At 50.3% G+C, this 20,694-nt stretch carries 14 protein-coding genes; 8 read left to right on the forward strand and 6 right to left on the reverse strand.

Annotation, left to right across the window (positions count from 1 at the left end):
* Positions 1 to 39 precede the first annotated feature (39 nt).
* Both MKQ68_RS25110 and MKQ68_RS25115 read right to left on the reverse strand, forming a co-directional pair.
* On the reverse strand, positions 40 to 3,693 hold the full coding sequence (locus MKQ68_RS25110; protein ID WP_264281460.1) for a BamA/TamA family outer membrane protein: 3,654 nt from the start codon (positions 3,691 to 3,693) through the stop codon (positions 40 to 42).
* A 1-nt stretch (position 3,694) separates the two neighbouring features.
* Positions 3,695 to 4,555: a hypothetical protein gene (locus MKQ68_RS25115; RefSeq protein WP_264281461.1), complete on the reverse strand. Its 861-nt coding sequence runs from the start codon at positions 4,553 to 4,555 to the stop codon at positions 3,695 to 3,697.
* An 82-nt stretch (positions 4,556 to 4,637) separates the two neighbouring features.
* Between MKQ68_RS25115 and MKQ68_RS25120 the strand changes: the two genes are divergently transcribed.
* From MKQ68_RS25120 to MKQ68_RS25140, 5 genes are read left to right on the forward strand one after another with little or no spacing between them, the layout of a single operon-like run.
* A complete protein-coding gene (locus MKQ68_RS25120) occupies positions 4,638 to 5,921 on the forward strand; it encodes a Pycsar system effector family protein (protein ID WP_264281462.1) in 1,284 nt (427 codons plus the stop codon).
* 6 nt (positions 5,922 to 5,927) lie between these two features.
* The gene (gene ppk1, locus MKQ68_RS25125) at positions 5,928 to 8,018 is read left to right on the forward strand and encodes a polyphosphate kinase 1 (RefSeq protein ID WP_264281463.1); all 2,091 of its coding nucleotides are present in this window, start codon (positions 5,928 to 5,930) and stop codon (positions 8,016 to 8,018) included.
* Positions 8,011 to 8,532: a thioredoxin fold domain-containing protein gene (locus tag MKQ68_RS25130; RefSeq protein ID WP_264281464.1), complete on the forward strand. Its 522-nt coding sequence runs from the start codon at positions 8,011 to 8,013 to the stop codon at positions 8,530 to 8,532. Before ppk1 ends, MKQ68_RS25130 begins: the two co-directional genes overlap by 8 nt.
* The gene (locus MKQ68_RS25135; protein WP_264281465.1) at positions 8,532 to 9,023 is read left to right on the forward strand and encodes a DUF4442 domain-containing protein; all 492 of its coding nucleotides are present in this window, start codon (positions 8,532 to 8,534) and stop codon (positions 9,021 to 9,023) included. The genes MKQ68_RS25130 and MKQ68_RS25135 overlap by 1 nt, the downstream gene beginning before the upstream one ends.
* A complete protein-coding gene (locus tag MKQ68_RS25140; RefSeq protein ID WP_264281466.1) occupies positions 9,020 to 10,420 on the forward strand; it encodes an MBL fold metallo-hydrolase RNA specificity domain-containing protein in 1,401 nt (466 codons plus the stop codon). Before MKQ68_RS25135 ends, MKQ68_RS25140 begins: the two co-directional genes overlap by 4 nt.
* A gap of 61 nt (positions 10,421 to 10,481) precedes the next feature.
* On the opposite strand, the gene MKQ68_RS25145 is transcribed toward MKQ68_RS25140, so the two are convergent.
* Both MKQ68_RS25145 and MKQ68_RS25150 read right to left on the reverse strand, forming a co-directional pair.
* Complete coding sequence (locus MKQ68_RS25145) at positions 10,482 to 13,646, reverse strand: ligand-binding sensor domain-containing protein (RefSeq protein WP_264281467.1); 3,165 nt, start codon at positions 13,644 to 13,646, stop codon at positions 10,482 to 10,484.
* 6 nt (positions 13,647 to 13,652) lie between these two features.
* Positions 13,653 to 14,933: a dicarboxylate/amino acid:cation symporter gene (locus MKQ68_RS25150; protein ID WP_264281468.1), complete on the reverse strand. Its 1,281-nt coding sequence runs from the start codon at positions 14,931 to 14,933 to the stop codon at positions 13,653 to 13,655.
* Between the two features lie 191 nt (positions 14,934 to 15,124).
* Here MKQ68_RS25150 and MKQ68_RS25155 point away from each other — a divergent pair, with 191 nt between their 5' ends.
* Positions 15,125 to 16,036 (forward strand): acyl-CoA desaturase, encoded by a 912-nt coding sequence (locus MKQ68_RS25155; protein WP_264281469.1) that lies wholly within the window; start codon positions 15,125 to 15,127, stop codon positions 16,034 to 16,036.
* A 52-nt stretch (positions 16,037 to 16,088) separates the two neighbouring features.
* Here the strand turns inward: MKQ68_RS25155 and MKQ68_RS25160 are convergent, their stop codons facing one another.
* The gene (locus MKQ68_RS25160) at positions 16,089 to 16,787 is read right to left on the reverse strand and encodes a Crp/Fnr family transcriptional regulator (protein ID WP_264281470.1); all 699 of its coding nucleotides are present in this window, start codon (positions 16,785 to 16,787) and stop codon (positions 16,089 to 16,091) included.
* Between the two features lie 2 nt (positions 16,788 to 16,789).
* Positions 16,790 to 17,569, reverse strand: coding sequence for a uroporphyrinogen-III C-methyltransferase (gene cobA, locus MKQ68_RS25165; protein ID WP_264281471.1), 780 nt, complete (start codon positions 17,567 to 17,569; stop codon positions 16,790 to 16,792).
* Between the two features lie 195 nt (positions 17,570 to 17,764).
* Here cobA and nirB point away from each other — a divergent pair, with 195 nt between their 5' ends.
* Positions 17,765 to 20,305, forward strand: coding sequence for a nitrite reductase large subunit NirB (nirB, locus tag MKQ68_RS25170; RefSeq protein WP_264281472.1), 2,541 nt, complete (start codon positions 17,765 to 17,767; stop codon positions 20,303 to 20,305).
* The gene (gene nirD, locus MKQ68_RS25175) at positions 20,293 to 20,676 is read left to right on the forward strand and encodes a nitrite reductase small subunit NirD (protein WP_244841141.1); all 384 of its coding nucleotides are present in this window, start codon (positions 20,293 to 20,295) and stop codon (positions 20,674 to 20,676) included. Before nirB ends, nirD begins: the two co-directional genes overlap by 13 nt.
* Positions 20,677 to 20,694 lie beyond the last annotated feature (18 nt).

A 20,694-nucleotide genomic window follows, 5' to 3' on the forward strand; every position in this document is an offset into this window, starting at 1 on the left:
ATGTGCCAGGGGATTTTTTTATGCACATACGTTGACCTGTTAAAACTTAAATCCGAGCGAGAAGTAAGGCAGCAAGCCTTCTTTGGAGTGCGCCAGTTCTGCCGTAATAATGAACATATTAATCGGTGAGAGATAGAAGCCACCGCCGTAGCCATCGTGCCAGGAGCTTGACTTTTCATCGGGCACCCATACCCGGCCTACGTCGTTGAAGCCGATGAGGCCGACCGTGGCGGGCAGCACCCGCGTGCTGAACTGGAACAACTTTAACCTGAACTCCGTATTGTTATACGCCATCGTACGACCGGCAAAACGGTTATTGCGGAAGCCCCGCAGGTTGCTGTTGCTACCCAGCGATAGCGCCTGGAAGTATTCATAACTTCCCCAGGTGTGGCCGGCACCGAATCTTGTTACGACTACGAAGTTCGCCGGTTCGCGGAAGGACAGGTACAAGCTCAGGTCCGACTTCAGCTGCGAATAATTACGGCTGAAGTCATTGAGTCCGACGTTGCCTGTAAGCGTCGTGGTCCAGTGAATGCCGCGCGATGGGATCAACGTATTGTTACGTGTGTCTATCTCCAGCCGCAACTTGCCGCCCGCGTGGTATTTATGCTGGTTAATGCTGAACGAATCAAGTTTGTTATCATCGAAGTTGTTGATGTAACGATCGTCATTGTCCTGCCTGTCGAATGAATATACATTTACGGTCGGGCCATATGCGACGTTGATTTTGTTGCCAAGTTTGGTGCTCAGCAACACATCGGCGGTGTAGTAATTAAAGCGCGTACGGTAGTATTGAATCGGCTTTTCCGTTACCTCTTTATCGAACTTTGTATCGTTACCCAGCCCGAAGAAGTTGATCGTATTATGTGGTGCGCGTGCGCGGCCATCCACCAGCAGGTCGGTGCGGCCAATTACATCGGTGAAATGCCCGTTGTAATGGAAGTTATAAGCCTGCGTAGCGATGGCATGGCTGAAAGTGAGCGTTTGCTTCGACTTGAACGGCAGTTTGCGAAATCCGTGATTTGTGTATTGCACACCAGCGCCGAGTGATATACCATCATCGAGGTTGTAGGCGGCGAAAACTAAGGGCACCACTTTATCATACAAAAATGCTTTACGGTTGTATTCAATAATTGCCGGGTCCGACGACAAGCGCAGGCGTGCGTTGCGATGCGCCATGTTGAACGAGTCGCTGCCATTATTAAGGTCGTAAATCTGTACGCGTTTACCGAAGTGGCCGTTAGTACTGTCGATATACGTATCAGCATCTTTACCACCGATCATACGGATGCGGATGGGGGAGCGGTGGTCTCCATATAATTCGAACCGGTCTTTACCACCGAGGCTGAACAGTCGTATTTCTTTGGTCACCTTGGGGTCGAAGGTGCGTTTATAAAGCGTCTGCTCCACATCACCGCTTTTGGCAATCTTCGAAACCTTCACCTTCACCTTGCCGTCATCCAGCCTTTCCACCTGGAACAGTTCATGCTTTTCGCTGCCTGTCACATCAACACCTTTCGAAATAAAGCGATAATGCTTCAGCGCCTGTTCCTCAAGGATGGCTCTGCGGGCTTTCAGCACGTCGTACGTGCGCGCGGTAGCCGGCAGGTGTTCAATACTGTCCGGAAAATAGCCGACTGCGTTTTTCAATACCTCGTCGTTCATGGTGGCCACAAACTTTTGTGTTTGTTTGTGCCAGTCGCTTTCATCTAGTTCGTTCAGGAACGAGCGATCGAAGTAACGCGGATTGAAGTTGAAGCCCTGGATGTAGGGGATTTTTTCGCGGAAGCCCTGTACGAATGGCAGCAGGAAGCGCCAGCTCAACATACGTGTGATGACGCCCTCGTTTACATAAAATGCCTGGTCGCGGTCGCGCGGTACTGGATAAAAACTATACCGCCCTTTTTTCTCTTTCGCCATTCCCCAGCGCCACTGGTCGTCGTGACGGTCCCAGTCGGCCATGAGCATATCCAGTAGCCTGGCTTGCAGCGCGGCGTGCTGGTCAACCTCGTTATCGTTGTCACCGTGCAGCTTTTCGAGCATCTTCTCGGTGTTGTAAGTCTTTTTCTCGCTGCCGGGTTCGCGCTCCTCGAACAGGTATACCTGGTCGCCGAAGTCGTTGCGGTAAATGCCAAGCGAAGTGTCTTTCGGCAGATATACCAGTTTTGGATTGGCATGTGGAATGCCCGCGGCGGTGGCCAGTGGAGCCACGACGAGCGGCGCATAAGGATTGGCGCCGGATATCTGGTCCTGCACAAGATCTACTGCAAACGTTTCGCGTAAAGGCACTGGTACGGCAACGATCGGGTTTTTACGAAGGGAGCGTAATACCCATTCATTGCCGGCACTATCTTCCAGCCGCAGCGAGCTGGTTTGTTTACCGCCGCCACGTTGTAATATTTTCAATCCGCCTTTTTCACGTTGCAGGTCCATCACCGGGAAACTCATTGGCTGCGCCCATTCCGCGCGATAGTTGTCGCCTAACAGTTTGCGATGGATAACCCCGGCCTTGTTGTATGCAGGATCTATGGCAACCACCACCGTATCACCTATCTTTTTACCAGATACCGGCGCGGTTTGCTGCAGCTTTTGGGACGTCAGTTTCATGACCGTGGTGGTAAATAGCGGCGTGGCAGATTCGTCATTATAAAAATTCACACGCAGCGTGCTATCCGCCAGCATTTCCAGCACAGTGTAACCATTTTCGCAGGTGGCAAATTCCGAACCTTTGCCTTTTCGTACACGGTTATCTTTCGCACCGGCACCGCTTACGATGTACGGGAAACGTTTGTCCCGGATAAACTGCAGCGTGTGATCATGCCCGGAAACGAATACGGTAGGCTGGTCGGCCGGTATTGCTGCCTCCACGCTTTTGATCATGCGCTGGTATTGCGGATGCGGAATATCTTCCGGCGTGCCGAATACGCCACGGGTAATAGGGTAGATGGAACCGATGACAGGTAGCGGAATGTACAGCGAGCGATTCAGGTCTGTAAAAGGGAAGATGTGTTGTTTTAAGGTGTAGTAACCGCCGTGAGGGCCGTAACTGCGGAACGGATGATGCGTAGCGAATACCACCAGTTTACCCGGATTACGAAGGATGAGGTCCGTAATGGCCGTTGTCACTTCGTCCTCATTCTTACAATCGCAGGACGAAGTGAGCCCTGGTTTTTCATATTGATGCAGCCACCATTCGCTATCCATCATAATGAGCAGGATGCTGTTGCCGATTGGCACGCCTACCGGTCCGGGGCACCCATCTTTGGGAAAGAATTGCACATTAGGGAGGTACTGCGAATCGATGTACCGTTGCTGGTTACGTACTGTTTCCCAGCCACCGGGACCTTGTTTTTTCCAGTCGTGGTTGCCCGGAATAATATACCCGTTGGCGGTAGTTCCTCTTACCAGGCCGATCTGGTAATCGATGATTGCCTTTGCGGCCGGGTAAGTTTTCGCGGCTTCGGACGGTAATCCCTTCGGATAGATGTTGTCTCCCAGGAAAAGTATGGTATTGTTTCCTTTGTTCAGGTCGATGCGTTGCCTTACCGCATCGATCACCGCATTTTTGCCCTGGTGCAGTTCGCCCGCATCGCCGATGAGGATGATGCGTTGCAATACATCCTGGGCTTTTACGGCCTGCTGCGTCATTATTGCGATGGCAACGAGTGCCGCCAATCTTCTGAAAGCTTGCATATTACCTGCTTGGTTGATAAGTGAATTTCAGGATGTTGGCCGTGCCTTCTCCTGCTTCGTTTGATATATACATGTCGCCGTTAGGTGCAAACGTAATCCCTTCCGGCTGCCTGAAGCGTTTATGCGGCAAGTCGAACACCTCTTCCACGCCACCTTTGAGGCTGGTGATGACGAGCAGGTGGTTTACCGACGAAACGATGTAAAGCCGCTTCTGTAAGGGGTGAATTGCTGCTGCAGAAGGCTGAAAGGCTTTTAGTTTGTCTTTCTTTTCCTTTACCCGCTTCGATATCTCTTCGACATTTATCTGGAAATAAGGTTCATTATCGAATGTTTTTGTGTTGATATCGAACCGGTAAGCGCTGGTGCGGCCCATCTTTTTATCGACCTCACAGCTTTTACAGATGATGATCACGCCCTTGGCCGCCTTGTCGTAGTATGCCGTTTCAAACTCGCGTTTCCCTTTTACCGGCGCCTCGTACGAAAGCGATGAAACGCTGTCAGTAAACATATTCTCGACCCAGTAAAGCATACCATTACTCTTCAGCACCAGGTAGTCCTCCCCGGTGAAGGCGAGGTCTTCGTAGTCTGTATTCTTGCCGAACTTCCAGTTCTCATAAGGCTCGTCTACGGTAACGTCCATCTTGAAGATGCGCCCTTCTTCATCGTTGATGGCCATAAACATGCCGTCCCGTTCATGATGGATAATTCCGGAAATCTCTTGCATAGATTCTCGGACATGTAGCTTTTGCGGAGTGTTAAGATCGTACCCTGCAGGAGAGGCGTATTTGCTGCCCTGGCCGTCGGTGAGGCCATTGCAGGAGAGTAATGCAAGCAGCAAAGCAAAGCATGGATACAGTTTCATACTCAATGTTTGAGTCGTAAAATTAACGCAAAAAATGCTGTAAATTGCTCTCATTCAAGTGCTGCTTTTAACTCTTAATCATATGGAAACAGGCCTTCTCATTGAAGCTGCAGAAGCATACGTTACGCAACAATTCGAACAAAACGCCAACCCCGTGCTGGTGTATCACAACCTTGGACATACGCGCCAGGTGGTGAAGGCTGTTACCCAGATCAGTGCGTTTTATCGCCTGCGCGACGATGATCTTACGATCGTCATGATTGCCGGCTGGTTCCATGACATGGGTTACGTACTCGGCGTGCGCAAAGGTCACGAAGAGCGCGGTGCCGAAGAAGCACGTATTTTCCTTCAGCAACACAATGCCCCGGAATCGATCATTGCCGGCGTTAGCGCCTGTATACTCGCTACCCGTCTGCCACAAACACCCGATACCCTGCTGGAACAAATTGTTTGTGATGCCGACCTGTTTCACCTGGGCTCCAAAGACTACCGCGACACCGACAAAAGGTTGCGCAGCGAAGTAGAACTGGTGGCCGGCGAAAAAATACCATCGGAACAATGGACGATGGGTTCCATCGCTTTTCTTGAATCGCATCACTACCACACTTCTTATTGCCAGACGTTGCTAAAATCGCAGAAGGAAGAAAACCTGGAAAGGCTTCGTACTAAACTGGAGAAGAAGCAACGGGAGGCGCTGCTCGCCGCCGATAAAGCTACTAAACAAAGCGCGGCTAAACCTACGCCGGGCGCTATCGGTGCAACAGATGCCATGAATCATACAATTAAGCTGGAAGAGCATAAGGAAAAAGATAAAGACAAGAAAGTGAGAAAACCCGACAGGGGCATTGAAACGATGTTCCGCACCACATCCACCAACCATATACACCTGAGCCAGATGGCCGATACAAAGGCGAATATTATGATCTCGGTGAACTCGATCATTATTTCCATCATGGTGTCGGTGATGTTCAGGCGGCTGGAAGATTATCCGAGCTACATTCTGCCTTCGATTATTTTTATTACTACCAGCGTTAGTACGATCATATTTGCCGTGCTGGCCACCCGCCCAAATGTGAGCAGTGGCCGGTTTACGGATGCGGATATCCGCGATAAGAAAGCCAACCTGTTGTTCTTTGGTAATTTTCATCAGATGCAGTACCTCGATTACGAGCGTGGCATGGAAACGATCATGAGCAACTCCGAATACCTGTACGGTAACATGATCCAGGATATTTATCACCTGGGTGTGGTGTTGGGACGCAAGTATAAATTGCTCCGCATTTCCTATAATGTATTTATGTTCGGTATCATCGCCTCTGTACTGGCGTTTGTGATAGCGGCTGTTTTTTTCCCTGTAGCGAGATAATTTAAGATGATACCTTCCGCAGAAAATCATACCGCCAACGCGCCGCTGTTCGACAGGGACCTTAGCTGGCTTTCGTTTAACTACCGCGTGCTGCTGATGGCGGCGGAGGAGCGGGTGCCGCTATATGAGCGCATCAACTTCCTTTCTATTTTTTCTTCTAACCTGGATGAGTTTTTTCGTGTGCGCATGCCTGCTATCCTGGCCATGAGCCAGGTGGGACCGGCCAAGCGATTGAAAGATGGCGACGCCCCGGATACGGCCATCCTGGAAAAGGTGCGCCAGAAAGTAAGGCTACAGCAGGAAACTTACGGGCAGATCCTCACGAAAAATATTCTGCCCGGCCTGCGCGAAAAAGGCATCCACTTGTACTACGGCGAACCACTACATCCTGAACATGCTGAAACGGTAACGGATTACTTTCTCACCAAAGTATTGTCGTACCTGCAGGTGCTGTGGATCAATTTTGATAAACCTGGAAAAGTTTTCCTGGAAAATAACGCGCTGTATTTTGCGGTAAGTGTAACATCAGATGGTGCCGATACACCGCGGTATGTGATCGTCAATATTCCTACCGGCGACCTGCCGCGCTTCCTGGCTTTGCCGGGGCAGTCGCCTGCATATATCGCCTGGCTCGACGATGTGATCCGCGAACACCTGCCTTACATTTTTCCCCATCATACCATAAATGGTTGCTACAGCGTAAAGATCACCCGCGACGCAGAAATGGACCTGGATGAACTGAGCAGCGACATGCTGGCCCAGGTGGAAAAGATGATCCTCCATCGGGAAATAGGTTTGCCTACCCGTTTCCTGTACGACCCGTCTATGCCGGCAGATATGCTGGAATTGCTGGCCGCCTATTTTGAAGTGTTGCCGGAGGAGCGCGTGGCTGGCGGTCGTTATCACAACCTGAAGGATTTTAATTCGCTGCCCATGCCGGTAAGCGGCCCGGGTTTAAAATATCCCTCGTTCCCACCTGCCAATGTGCCCGGGCTGGACCATGCGCCTATCCTGGACAAAGTGCTGCAGCAGGACGTGTTATTGCATCTGCCTTACCAACGCTACCATTATATTCTGCGCTTCTTCAATGAAGCGGCCATCGATCCCGATGTAAAAGAAATTTACGTTACGCTGTACCGCGTCGCCTCCGGCTCGCAAATCGTGAACGCTTTGATCAGCGCCGCCCGCAACGGTAAAAAGGTAACCGTGCTGGTGGAGCTGAAAGCCCGTTTCGATGAGGCCAATAATATTCATTGGGCCAAACGGATGAAGGATGCGGGCGTTAAGATCATCTACAGTATTCCGGGTTTAAAGGTGCATGCGAAAATAGCCCTGGTAAAGCGTAAACGTGGCTTAACCTGGGATCACGTGGGGCTGATGGCGACAGGCAACTTTAATGAAAGTACCGCCCGTTTTTATACAGACCATGTGTTGCTCACTGCCAGCCAGACCATGACGCAGGAAATGGAATTGCTGTTCCTGTACCTTCAAACACGCCAGCAACCGCAGGCTTACGGTTTTATTCCGTTCAAGGAATTACTGGTAGCCCAGTTTAACCTGGTAGACCGTTTCCGCGACATGATAGACCGCGAAATACGCCATGCGCAGGCAGGTAAGCCGGCTGCTATCACTATCAAACTGAATAATTTGCAGGAAAGGGCGATGATCGAAAAGTTGTACGAGGCCGGCAGGGCAGGTGTTCTGGTTGAGCTGATCGTTCGTGGTATTTGCTGCCTGGTACCCGGTTACGCGCCAAATATTACCCTGCGCCGCATTGTAGACCGCTACCTGGAACATGCACGCATCTTCGTTTTTCACAATGATGGGGCAGAGGAGATTTACCTTGGCTCCGCCGATTGGATGAACCGTAACCTGCATCGCCGCATAGAGGTGTGTTTTCCCATTTACGGCGATGCGCTGAAGCAGCAGGTAAAAACAATCCTGGCGTTGCAGCTCGCAGATAACACGAATGCCGTAATATTGGATAACGAAATGAACAATATGCCGGTCACGCCGGCGCCTGGCGAGCCTGAAGTGAACGCACAATCAGGTATTTATAATTATGTGAAGAACTTGCAAACCATACAATATGCTTAAAAAACTAATTCAACTTTGCCTTGTTATGCTGATGGTGCTGCCCGTCTTCGCACAGCAGCCCGTAAAACAAAAGCCAAGTCACCTCGACAGCATTTACAACCCGAACGCCAACGCCGAGGCCGAACTGGCCACCGCTATTAAAAAGGCGTCCGTGGAAAAGAAGCATGTATTGGTGCAGGTGGGCGGCAACTGGTGCATCTGGTGCAAACGCCTTTACAAGTATGTGGAAGACAGCACCGCGCTGCGCGATTATCGCGACAAGAACTACGTGGTATACCATCTGAACTATAGCAAAGAAAACCAGAACCTCGCGCTGCTCGCCAAATATGGCTACCCGCAGCGTTTTGGCTTCCCGGTGTTGCTGGTATTGGATGCCAATGGAAAATTATTACACATACAGGATACCGGTCAGCTGGAATCGGCCGACAGCTACGATAAACGCAAACTGATGTCCTTCTTCAAAAACTGGTCGCCCGCGGCGCTGAAACCCGACCAATACAAGCCTAAGTCCTGATGGATAAGGCCATAGATACATTTCTCAAGCAGATGAACGGCTTTAAATTTAAGCTCTTCATCCTCGCGAAGTTACCGATCGCGTTTATCAGCGGCGTACGTATTACCAGTCTTAACAGGCACGCCTGTACGGCCAGCGTCCCTTTCAAATGGTTGTCGCAAAATCCTTTTCGCTCTACTTACTTCGCCTGCCTGTCTATGGCGGCGGAAATGAGTACCGGCGCCCTGGCCATGATGTATGTACGGGCTGCCAGCCGGCCTGTATCGATGCTGGTAACCGGTATGGAAGCGGATTTTACGAAGAAGGCAAAAGGTATTACATGGTTCACCTGCAATGCGGGTGCTGCGATGGCAGAAGCCGTTTCTCAAACCATCGCCACGGGTGAGCCGGTCACACTGCAAGTAGTTAGCACAGGTATTGATAAAGAGGGACAAGTGATCGCCATTTTTCGCATCACCTGGTCTTTTAAAGCAAATCAGCACAGATCATGAAAATTGCATTCCACGGCGCAGCGCGCACAGTTACAGGTTCCAAGCATATTATTACGTTGAAGAACGGGAAGAAAATTCTGCTCGACTGCGGCCTGTTCCAGGGTATGGGGCCTGATACCGATGCCTTGAACCGCGATTTTGGATTCGAGCCAAAGGATATTACTTATATGATCCTTTCCCACGCCCACATCGACCACTCGGGATTGATCCCGCGCCTGTCAAAACTGGGTTACCGGGGAAAGATCTATTGTACGCACGCGACGAAAGATCTTACAGAGATACTGCTCATGGACTCCGCCGAAATTCAGGAGGATGATGTGAAGTTTACCAATAAACGCCTCGCCCGCGAAGGTCGTGGTTACCTGCAGCCGCTGTATACGATAGAAGATGCCAGGCGCTCGCTGGAGCAGTTGCGTCCGATCATGTACCGCCAATGGTTTAGCATCGATGATGATATCGAAGTGATGTTTACAGATGCCGGTCATATTATCGGCAGTGCTGCTGTGCACGTTCGCATCACTGAAAATGGTAAAACAGAACAAATCACATTCAGCGGCGATATCGGCCGCTACCGCGATGTAATCCTGAAGTCGCCGGAGGAGTTTCCGCAAGCAGATGTGATTATCATGGAGTCGACTTACGGCGATTCGCTGCATACAGATGTGGCGCCTGCGGACGAGGAGCTGCTGAAATATATTCATGAAACCTGCGTGAAGAAACGCGGCAAGCTGATCATACCGGCTTTTAGTGTTGGGCGTACGCAGGAATTGCTGTTCGCGTTGAATAATGCGCAACTGAATGGGATTTTGCCGCCGGTGGATATTTTTGTGGATAGTCCGCTTTCGATGGAGGCGACCGACGTGACCCGCAAACACCCCGAATGCTTTAATCGCACGGTGCAAAAGATGCTGGAAAAGGACGAAGATCCATTCGACTTCCCAGGTCTTCGCTATATTAAATCTGTTTCGGAATCCAAGCTGCTCAACTTCCGCAAGGACCCGTGCGTGATCATTTCTGCCTCAGGGATGGCAGAAGCGGGCAGGGTGAAGCACCATATTGCCAACGGCATCGACGAATGGAAAAATACCATTTTGTTAGTGGGGTACTGTGAGCCGCAATCGCTCGGTGGCCGGCTGATGCGCGGTGCCAAAGAAGTGTCGATCTACGGTACTAAATACGAAGTGAAGGCAGAAGTAGGTATCATTCGTTCCCTCAGCGCCCATGGCGATTATGAAGATCTCAGCCAGTGGCTGGCCTGCCAGCATCCATCTGATGTAAAGAAATTATTCCTCGTGCATGGTGAGTACGAAGTACAAACACACTTCCGTGACTGGCTGCACAAGAAAGGTTATAAAGATATAACGATACCAGAAAGGCACTATGAAGTAGGCATATAACCTTTGGAGGATATTGGAAGCCGCAATCTTAGGGTTGCGGCTTTTTTATTTCAGGCCTTTATCAATCTTCGATCAGCGGGAACCACAGGTTCACTCTTGTGCCAATCGGATTGCCTTCTGCATCTTTCAGGTCTTCAATATCAAAGGACGCATTCATGCCGAACCGGCTGTTGTAAAGGGACAGGCGGTCGCGGGTAATTTGCAGGCCTTTGGAAATATGTTTTTGACTGGCCGCCTGTTTAATCGCGGTCGCCGCATCACGGCCAACGCCATTGTCCTCCACGGTACAAAGTATACGGTCGTTCACGATCTGGAAACTGAGGATGACCAAACCTTTGCCGGTCTTGTGCAATAGTCCGTGCCAGATGGCATTCTCCAGGAAAGGCTGAATGATCATAGATGGTATTTCTGTATAATCGATATCCAGGTCCGGATCGATCACGATCTGATAATCGAATTGTGCCGCAAGGCGCAGCCGTTCCAGCTCCAGGTAGTTTTCCAGCATCTCCAGCTCTTTGGCAATGGTGATGTTGTTCAGCTGTGAGTGGTCCAGCACATTCCTGATCAACCGGGCGAAGCGGCTCAGGTAGGAGAGTGCCTGTTCCGTTTCATTCTTCAACATGAACGTTTGTATAGAGTTCAGCGAATTGAAAATAAAGTGAGGATTCATCTGCGCCCGCAGCGCCTTCATTTCCAACTGATCGATCTGCTGCTGAAATGCCGCACGTCTTTTTTCATCGCGTTTTACAAGGTAAAGCCGCGCCTGGAAGTAGCCGTACACCAGGCTTAATCCAAATAATATCAACAACAACCGGAACCACCAGGTTTGCCAAAATGCTGGTTTTACCACGATGCTGAGCGTCGTCATATTTTCTGACACGATGCCCGCGGTGTTAACGCTTTGTACCCGGAACGTATAGTTACCCGGAGCGAGGTTCGTGTAACGTGCTGTGAGTAATCCCTGGGCGTTCACCCAACGTTCGTCCACGCCATCCATCTTAAAGAAATATCGAAGCCGTTCCTGGTGGTATTGCAGACTTTTAAATTCAATACTGATAAAGTTTTGGCGGTAAGTAAGTGTTACCGGCTGGTCGTTGCTGATCAGCGAATCGATGATCATGGCATGGTCGAGCACGCGGAAGCCTGTAATCGTAACATCCGGTGGTGGCGGCGATGTAACGAGTCGCAGCGGGTCAAATGCCAGTACGTGATCTGAAGCGCCGGTGAGCAGGCGGCCGTCGTTCATCAGCGCGATGCGCCGTCGTACTTTACGGTTGTTGTCGATGATGTCGTCGTTTTGTACGAACGATACTAACGCCTGGTGACGTGGATCATACTGGTAAAACCCGTATTGTGTGGTAAGCCAGATGCCGTTGTTGGGCGTGCCTTTAAGACTCAATACCCATTCGTCGAAAAACGAATCATTTACTTTTAAAGGTTGATACTTGCCGTTGCGGGCGTTATAAATAAACAGTCCATGATCGGTGCCGGCCAGTATGGTGGAGTCGTTGAGCAGGTACAGGCAGCTGATGTTGCGGATCGTATCCAGGCCGTGTTGCCAGAACAGAACGCGTTCGGTAACACGTTGCTTTTCTTTATTATAGACAAGTATGCCGCCTGTGCTGGTGGCGAGCCATAACAGCGAGTCTCCCTGAGCTACAATGTCCATCACAGAGGTGCTGCGGTGAATATGCTGCAACACATCTTCACAAAGCGCGGCCTTACCGGTTAGCGGGTTCCACTTCGCCAGGCCACGTTTGTACAATCCTACCCATAAAGTGGAATCGTTCTCCGGCAGCATAGCCAGTACGGTTTGGTCGGCAAATACTTCGGGGTGGTGATGTGTAAGTTTTTGCTGCCTGGTGTCCAGTACGGACAGTAATCCATTCTCCTGCCCGATCGCGATGTTGCCGTTCTTTAACGCGGTGATGCTCCAAACAAGGCTATGTTCTTCCGGCAGGCTGTTCGCCGGATCTTTCTCATTGTAACGGAACAATTTTTTCAGGCGGAACTGGCTGTCCATCCAGGCAAGTCCTTCTCCCCAGTAGCCAAGAAATACATCACCCTGGGGGCTTTGGTAGATGTCTGTTACTTCAGAGCGGGGCAATCGTGTGCCGGAGGCGGATACGTTACTGCGATGGTCCAACCGCGTGAAAGACTGGCTGTGCAGGCTCAGGATGTTTACGCCCACGTCGGTGCCTATCCACAAGTGGCCATCACGATCGTTGAGGAAACAGTTCACTTCATAGTCGTAATGCAGCCCCAGTTCATCTTTATTATTTCCCGAGATGTGTTCGTTGAAGCTGTCGCTGATGCTGTCGTAGCGAAAAATCCCGCTATGCTCTGTTGCCACCCAGATGTGGCGGTTCATATCCAGCGCGATGTCGTAAGCGCGAACGCTGGCCGTCTTGTCGGGGTGAGGAAACGTGTATTCTTTCAGCTGATTATTTGCCGCGTCGTAGCGGTACAGCACGCTGTTGCGGCCCGCGATCCACAGGTGGCCGCGATGATCGGGAAATATTTTTTTTGCGCTGGCAGGTATATTCAGTGCCGCGAGGCGATCCGGATTAAATGTTTGTGAGTAAAGTGTTTTGCGGTCCTTACTAAAAATGTAAAGCGATTGTTTGCCGCTAAGCCAAAGGTTACCATGCCGGTCTTCCCCAACAGCACTGGTCATCTGTTTGCTGATGCTGTCGGGAATACCGGGTGGCCGGCGGAACAGCCGCTTTGCATCGTCATACCACAAAAGGCCCGCACGGGTCGTTACCCAAATTTGCCCCTCATGATCTTCCAGCATGTTGTAGCAGGAAATGCTCTGTTGCGGGATCTCGATACTGTCATGCACGCGCATCAACGTTTCGCGCGCCGTTACCGGGTCGTACATTCTAATATTATCCGGCGTGCCTGCCCAAATGCGACCTTTCCGATCTTCCATAAGGCAGATATCTTCATAATAGATATTACCCGGCACCCGGTTGTAATCCGCTATCGTTATGAAGTTGGTACCGTCGTACCGCTGCAGGGCGGTGCTGGCGATCCAGATAAATCCTTTGCGGTCCTGTATTATAGCGGAAACGTGATTGCTGGCCAGGCCTTCTTGTATACTGAGGTGCTTGAACGTATAGGCATTGGGCGACTGCTGCGCACGGGCGACCAGGCAGCTGCATATGATCAGGCACCATGCTAGTGCCGTAACGACTCGTAACCGTTGTAACAAAAAGGCCATTAATGATTATTCACTCCGAAAATACTGTTTTTCAGTTGGATGCGGCTGCCCGGAGATAGCGGCTTTATATTTTTCTTCGTCAAATTCTTTTTCATGTTTAGCAATTACCATCGTAGCAACACCATTTCCGATCAGGTTGGTGATGGCACGTGCTTCGGACATAAAGCGGTCTACCCCCACTAGTATTGCCAGTCCCTCCATGGGTATCACCTTCAATATAGCCAACGTAGAGGCCAGTACGATAAACCCGCTGCCCGTAATACCAGCCGCCCCCTTCGAGGTAATCATCAGGATAAAAATGATAGACGCCTGTTGCCCAATAGTAAGCGGAACATTAAATACCTGCGCCATAAAAATGACAGACATCGACAGGTAAATGCTCGTCCCATCCAGGTTGAACGAATACCCGGCAGGAATTACCAGTCCCACCACGGGTCGCGAGCAGCCGAGTTGCTCCAGTCGCTCCATGATGCCGGGCAGCGCAGATTCGGAGGAGGAAGTGCCCAGCACGATCAGCAGCTCGTTCCGGATAAATTTCAGGTATTTCCACAAGCTGATCTTATAATACGTGCAAATCAGCCCGAGTACAACAAACACAAAAAGAAACATGGTCAGGTACACGCTGACCATCAGTTTACCCAGCGGGACCAGCGCCAGCAGCCCAAACTCGCCGATTGTATAGGCCATACCGCCAAATGCACCGAGCGGCGCCAGTCTCATGACGAATTTGAGAATGTTGAAGAAGATTTGTGAGATCTTTTCGAATGTGTTGATTACCGTTTCGCCGGTGCTGCCCATCTTGGAAAGGCCCCAGCCGAACAGTACGGAAAATACCAGCACCTGCAATACATCGCCCTTCGCAAACGCGTCAACTACATTGGAGGGGATGATGTGTCGGAAAAATTCGGTCCAGTCTACTCCGGCTGCCTGTTGTTCATAGGCTGCCACCTTAGACGTATCCACGTTTTTAAATGCAATGCCCTTACCCGGCTGCATAAAGTTCGCAACCACCAGCCCGATAAAAATGGCCAATGTGGTCACGATCTCGAAGTACAGCAGCGCTTTGCCGCCCACGCGGCCCACTTTTTTCATGTCGCCCATCTTCGCAATGCCCAAAACAATGGTGAAAAAGATGATCGGGGCGATCAACATGCGGATGAGATTGATAAACATGTCGCTGATCAGCTTAGCGACGTGTGAGAATTTTGGAAAGTATAGTCCTACTAAAATACCGACGATAATAGCAATAATCACCTGGAAATAGAGATGCCCAAACAGTTTTTTCATGACGTAGCGAACGATTTAAAGCCTTAAGATAATGTTAAAAAACTTTCTGATTTGAATAACTTAATCAGCGGATAGTCATTATCTATTAGACACGTCAGGAAGTAGCCGTATATTTGTAGAATCATCCGGACTTTTCAGGTTCGCTGATCAAAATCATTATTTTGGAATCGCAGGGATTTTAATTTCGCAACATGAGTACAACACCACAAAGAGGACAAATTAACTGGCTGCACGAGCTGGACTTTATAGGCATTCACTTCGTTCCGTTACTGGCGTTCTTTACGCACGTAACAGCGTTCGACTGGATTTTATGCGCCGCGTTATACGTAGCGCGCATGTTTTTCGTAACAGGTGGTTACCACCGTTATTTTTCGCACAGGTCGTATAAAACTTCACGCTGGTTCCAGTTTATCCTGGCAGGTGGCGCGCAGAGCAGCCTGCAGAAGGGTGCGCTCTGGTGGGCGGCTAATCACCGTGTACACCACAAACACAGCGATACCGAGGAAGATCCGCATTCTGCAAAACTGTACGGTTTCTGGTATTCACACATCGGTTGGATTATGACAAAAGATCATAAGGAAACCCGTTACGACCTGATCAAAGACTGGAAAGATCACAAAGAACTGCATTGGCTGAACAAGTACCACTGGGTGCCTGCCGTAATTCTCGCTGTAGCCGTGTATTTCGTAGGTAATAAAGTGAACGGTACCGGCTGGTTCGACTGGAGCGCCGGTATTTCTACCCTGCTGATCGGCTTCTTCCTGAGCACTGTGCTGTTGTTCCATGGCACCTTTACCATCAACTCACTGATGCACAAAATTGGTAAAAAACGCTACCGTACCGGTGACGAATCACGCAACAGCCTGGTGCTGGCGCTGGTTACACTGGGCGAAGGCTGGCATAATAACCACCACTATTACCAGAGCGCAACCCGTCAGGGCTTCTTCTGGTGGGAAGTGGATATTACCTTCTACATTATTCGTGCACTGGGCGCGTTGGGTATAGTTTGGGATATCCGCGGCGTACCGGAGAAAGTGAAGGCGAGCAACCGTGTAGATGTGGTGAACTCCGAGCCGGTGAAAATCGAAGAGCCGGTACACTAACAACAAAGCATATATTATTATAAAGAAAGGCTTTCCGCAAGGGAGGCCTTTTTTATTCCTCCATGTGCTCCTGGCTTAGCTTATGTAGTTTTTCCTGGTTGATGATGCGGATGTTTTTGCCGGATACTTCTACGGCGTTATCGTTGATGAGTTCATTCATCATGCGGAAAGCGGTTTCGTACGTGGTGCCCGTGTAAGACGCAAGGTCCTGGCGGCTGAGCTGGAGGTTGATATGGCCTTCTTTGTTGGTGCCGAACTTCTCTTGAAGCATGGAAAGGGCAGTGGCGATGCGGCCTTTTACGGACATATGCGCCAGGTTGCGCATTTTTTTCTCCGACTCCTGCAGCTCGCGGGCGTAAAACATCATGAGCTCGTACAGTAGTTCGTTATTTACTTTGAGGGTCGATTTAAAGAAGGATAGCTCCACGTAACAAACAGTCGTCGGCTCCAGTGCCGTGGCTGAAACCGGGTACACTAATTCTGTACCAATGCCGCGGTGGCCTACGATGTCGCCGCTTTTGGCAAAACGTACGATCAGTTCCTTATCCTTACTCCAGTGCTTGTGCACCTTCATTTTACCGGAGTAGATGAAGTAAATGCCTGTCACCGCATCATGCTCGGAGAACAGCAGCTGCCCTTTGTTGAGAACATAGTTGGTGCGATGCGCTTCAATGGCCGGCAGCCAATCTTTCAAACAAAGCCTGCACATCAGGCAGGTATTAAGGTCGCAGCCATGCTTATCTTTCTTCATCTTCAGGTTTTACTGTTAACGGCCCGTGTGCCGGCTTCCAAATTAACATATTCTTTTATTAAAGATGGATGCAGATTTACCACTTCGCCTACCATAATGATGGCTGGATTACCCATTTCTTCGTATTGCGCACGATAAACGATGTCTTTTACCTTGCCGATCACGATTTTTTCGCGGGATGTGGTACCGTCCTGGATAATGGCTACGGGCGTTTCGGCTTTGCCGTAGGAAGCAAATATCTCCATGATCGTTTCCAGTTTACTCATGGCCATCAGCAGGATTACCGTGGCTGACGATTGGGCGGCCAGCCGTATATCCTCAGAAATGTCGCCGCTGCGGGTGGTGCCGGTCGTTACCCAAAAACTTTCGTTCACGCCGCGGCAGGTGAGGGGTATCATCTGCGAAGCTGGTACCGCCAATGCACTGGAAATGCCCGGAATCACCTGAACCGCAATGCCATGTGCCCGCGCAGCGTCTATTTCTTCGCCGGCGCGGCCAAATACGAAGGGGTCACCACCTTTTAGCCTGACCACTTGGCCGTGGGAGAAGGCGTAACTTATAATAAGATCATTTATTTCCTGCTGCGAGAGGGCATGGCAGCCGAAACGTTTGCCCACGAACTGTTTTACCGCATCCGGACGGGCATACTGCAGCAAGTCTTCATTGGCCAGTGCATCATATAATATCACATCCGCCGCGCCGATCGTACGGATAGCTTTCAGGGTAATTAATTCGGGATCTCCGGGGCCGGCGCCTACTAAACTTAAAGATGGAATTGACATATTAAAATACATTATGTTTTAAAATATCTGACTTATTTCTAGTAATTCATTATAAAAATAGTCAAATAACTCCTAATTTCATGACACAAATCATAGTAATTATATAATTATTTGGATAGTTTGGAAGGGAAAGTGATATATAGAAATAATTGTAATTAAATAAGAGGTCAAATTATTTACCCAAAAACACGCTCCATGAAAATTGTTATTGTAGGCAACGGTATGGTCGGCTATAAATGCTGCGAGAAATTGGTCGCCCGCGCCATACCCGGAATCAGCATCGTTGTATTTGGGGAGGAGCCCCGTCCGGCATACGACCGCGTTCACCTGAGCAGCTACTTTGACGGTAAGACCGAAGCAGACCTGCAAATGGCCGCCCCGGACTGGTATACCACTAATAATATCCGCCTTCACCTGGGCGATCCTGTGCAACATATTGACACGCAGGCTAAAACAGTACTCACACATACCGGGCTGGTAGAACACTACGACTATCTGATCATGGCCACCGGCTCGTCTGCCTTTGTACCCGATATTCCGGGGGTAGATAAGAACGGCGTATTTGTCTACCGCACGATCGAAGACCTGGAGATGATGCAGGCTTACGCGCCCAAAGCAAAACGCGCCGCCGTGATCGGTGGCGGCCTGCTCGGCCTGGAAGCTGCCAAAGCGCTCATCGACCTCGGCATCGCCGATACACATATTATCGAATTCTCGCCCCGGCTCATGCCCCGGCAGATCGATCAAAACGGCTCCCGCATCCTTCAACATAAACTGGAATCGCTCGGACTGAAGATTCATACGGCTAAAAACACCACCGAAATTACCGGCGACGATGTAATTACAGGTATGCAGTTCGCTGACGATACATCCATCCAGGTAGATATGCTGGTGATATCCGCAGGGATTAAACCACGCGATGAACTGGCGACGCTCGCAGGACTGGAAACCGGCCGCCGTGGCGGTATTGTGGTGAACGATCGTATGCAGACTTCTGATCCAAGTATATATGCGGTAGGCGAGTGCGCCTTGTTCGATGGCATGATATACGGCCTGGTAGCACCAGGTTACGAAATGGCAGAAGTGGCGCTGGATCACATCTTCGGAGGAGAGAAGAGATTCTCGGCCTTCGATATGAGCACCAAGCTGAAACTGATCGGCGTAGATGTGGCCAGCTTCGGCGATCCTTTCACACCCGAAGGCGAATGTCGCGCGATTGTGTTTGAAGATCACGTTAAAGGGGTATACAAGCGCATCAACGTAAGTAATGATGGTCAGTATTTGTTAGGCGGTATTTTAATTGGTGACGCCGCTGCCTATAACATGCTGCTGCAAACTGCTAAGAACAAAATCAAATTACCGGAGAATCCTGAAGATGTGCTGCTCGGCTCCCGCGGCGGCAGCAGCGACACAGGCGCAGGTGTACAAGGCTTACCCGATGAGGCGGTGATCTGCAGCTGCGAAGGCATTACGAAAGGTGCCATCTGCAAAGCGGTGGAAGATGGTAACGAAACCTTCAATGATATTAAGAAGTGCACGAAGGCGGCGACCTGCTGCGGTGGCTGCACGCCAATGGTGAAAGACCTCATCACCTACACGCTCAAATCCCAGGGTAAATACATCCGCAACGTACTTTGCGAGCACTTCCAGTACTCCCGCCAGGAGATGTTCGATCTCATCAAAATAAAAGAACTGAAATCTTTCGACGCTGTGCTGGATGCTTACGGCCATGGCGACGGCTGTGAGGTGTGTAAACCCGTTGTCGTGTCTATCATCGCCAGCTTATGGAATGAAATGGTACTCGTGAAAGGCAATGATACTGCGCAGGATTCCAACGACCGCTTCCTCGCGAACATCCAGAAGGGAGGCACATATTCAGTGGTGCCGCGCATCCCCGGAGGCGAGATCACTCCGCAAAAATTAATGGTGATCGGTCGTGTGGCAGATAAGTACGGGCTGTACACAAAAATCACAGGCGGCCAGCGAATCGATATGTTCGGCGCGCATGTAAGCGACTTGCCCAACATCTGGGAGGAGCTGATCAACGAAGGATTTGAAAGTGGCCATGCGTACGGTAAAGCGTTACGTACAGTAAAAAGCTGCGTAGGTTCTACCTGGTGCCGCTTCGGTTTGCATGATAGTGTGAGTTTCGCTATCAGGGTGGAGGAGCGTTACCGTGGCCTGCGTGCGCCGCACAAACTAAAGTCGGCCGTATCAGGTTGCATTCGGGAATGTGCCGAAGCGCAGTCGAAAGACTTTGGCATTATTGCTACTGAAAGGGGCTGGAACCTGTACGTCTGCGGCAACGGCGGCTCCAAACCGCAGCACGCATTGCTGCTCGCCACCGATGTGGACAGCGAAACCTGCATTCGCCTGATCGACCGGTTCCTGATGTTTTATATCAAAACGGCTGATCCACTCACCCGCACTGCCACCTGGCTCAACAAAATGGAAGGCGGCATCGAATACCTGAAAAATGTAGTATTGAATGATAGCCTGGGTATTGCCGATGAACTCGAAAAAGAAATGCAATACCTGGTGGATAATTACAAATGCGAGTGGCGCGAAGTGGTGGAAAACCCGGAGCTGCGTAAACGTTTTAACCACTTCGTAAACGCCCCCGGCGAAAAAGATCCGAACATCAAGTTTGATACGCTGCGCGACCAGAAGAAAGCAGCCGAATGGAATAACGAAACGTATTGTCAAACAGAAAAGATAGTATCATGTCAATCCTGAACACAGAAGTTATTACCTGGTTTTTTGCCTGTAAAGTGGAAGATGTGCCGGCTAACGGCGGTGTTTGTGTAAAATACAATGACGAGCAGATCGCGCTGTTCAACTTTGCGCGACGTGGTGAATGGTATGCGTCCCAGAACCTTTGTCCGCACCGGATGCAGATGGCGCTAAGCCGCGGTATGACCGGCACACAGCAGGGCGAGCCCAAAGTGGCCTGTCCGTTCCATAAAAAAACATTCTCGCTGGAAGATGGCCGTTGCCTGTCCGACGAGCACGAATGTTCTATCACCGTTTATCCCGTTCGTGTTGAAGACGATCGTGTGTATATCGGCATTAATAACGGGAAAGAGGAAGCAGTGGTGATGGCGTAAAATTTCGCTCACTTAAAT

The organism is Chitinophaga horti, assembly GCF_022867795.2.
GTDB classification, from domain to species: domain Bacteria; phylum Bacteroidota; class Bacteroidia; order Chitinophagales; family Chitinophagaceae; genus Chitinophaga; species Chitinophaga horti.

What these genes read in the sequence shown, in the direction of transcription:
- MKQ68_RS25110 (WP_264281460.1), bottom strand. Translation starts at nt 3,693, where the DNA reads ATGCAAGCTTTCAGAAGATTGGCGGCACTCGTTGCCATCGCAATAATG.
- MKQ68_RS25115 (WP_264281461.1), bottom strand. Translation starts at nt 4,555, where the DNA reads ATGAAACTGTATCCATGCTTTGCTTTGCTGCTTGCATTACTCTCCTGC.
- MKQ68_RS25120 (WP_264281462.1), top strand. Translation starts at nt 4,638, where the DNA reads ATGGAAACAGGCCTTCTCATTGAAGCTGCAGAAGCATACGTTACGCAA.
- ppk1 (WP_264281463.1), top strand. Translation starts at nt 5,928, where the DNA reads ATGATACCTTCCGCAGAAAATCATACCGCCAACGCGCCGCTGTTCGAC.
- MKQ68_RS25130 (WP_264281464.1), top strand. Translation starts at nt 8,011, where the DNA reads ATGCTTAAAAAACTAATTCAACTTTGCCTTGTTATGCTGATGGTGCTG.
- MKQ68_RS25135 (WP_264281465.1), top strand. Translation starts at nt 8,532, where the DNA reads ATGGATAAGGCCATAGATACATTTCTCAAGCAGATGAACGGCTTTAAA.
- MKQ68_RS25140 (WP_264281466.1), top strand. Translation starts at nt 9,020, where the DNA reads ATGAAAATTGCATTCCACGGCGCAGCGCGCACAGTTACAGGTTCCAAG.
- MKQ68_RS25145 (WP_264281467.1), bottom strand. Translation starts at nt 13,646, where the DNA reads ATGGCCTTTTTGTTACAACGGTTACGAGTCGTTACGGCACTAGCATGG.
- MKQ68_RS25150 (WP_264281468.1), bottom strand. Translation starts at nt 14,933, where the DNA reads ATGAAAAAACTGTTTGGGCATCTCTATTTCCAGGTGATTATTGCTATT.
- MKQ68_RS25155 (WP_264281469.1), top strand. Translation starts at nt 15,125, where the DNA reads ATGAGTACAACACCACAAAGAGGACAAATTAACTGGCTGCACGAGCTG.
- MKQ68_RS25160 (WP_264281470.1), bottom strand. Translation starts at nt 16,787, where the DNA reads ATGAAGAAAGATAAGCATGGCTGCGACCTTAATACCTGCCTGATGTGC.
- cobA (WP_264281471.1), bottom strand. Translation starts at nt 17,569, where the DNA reads ATGTCAATTCCATCTTTAAGTTTAGTAGGCGCCGGCCCCGGAGATCCC.
- nirB (WP_264281472.1), top strand. Translation starts at nt 17,765, where the DNA reads ATGAAAATTGTTATTGTAGGCAACGGTATGGTCGGCTATAAATGCTGC.
- nirD (WP_244841141.1), top strand. Translation starts at nt 20,293, where the DNA reads ATGTCAATCCTGAACACAGAAGTTATTACCTGGTTTTTTGCCTGTAAA.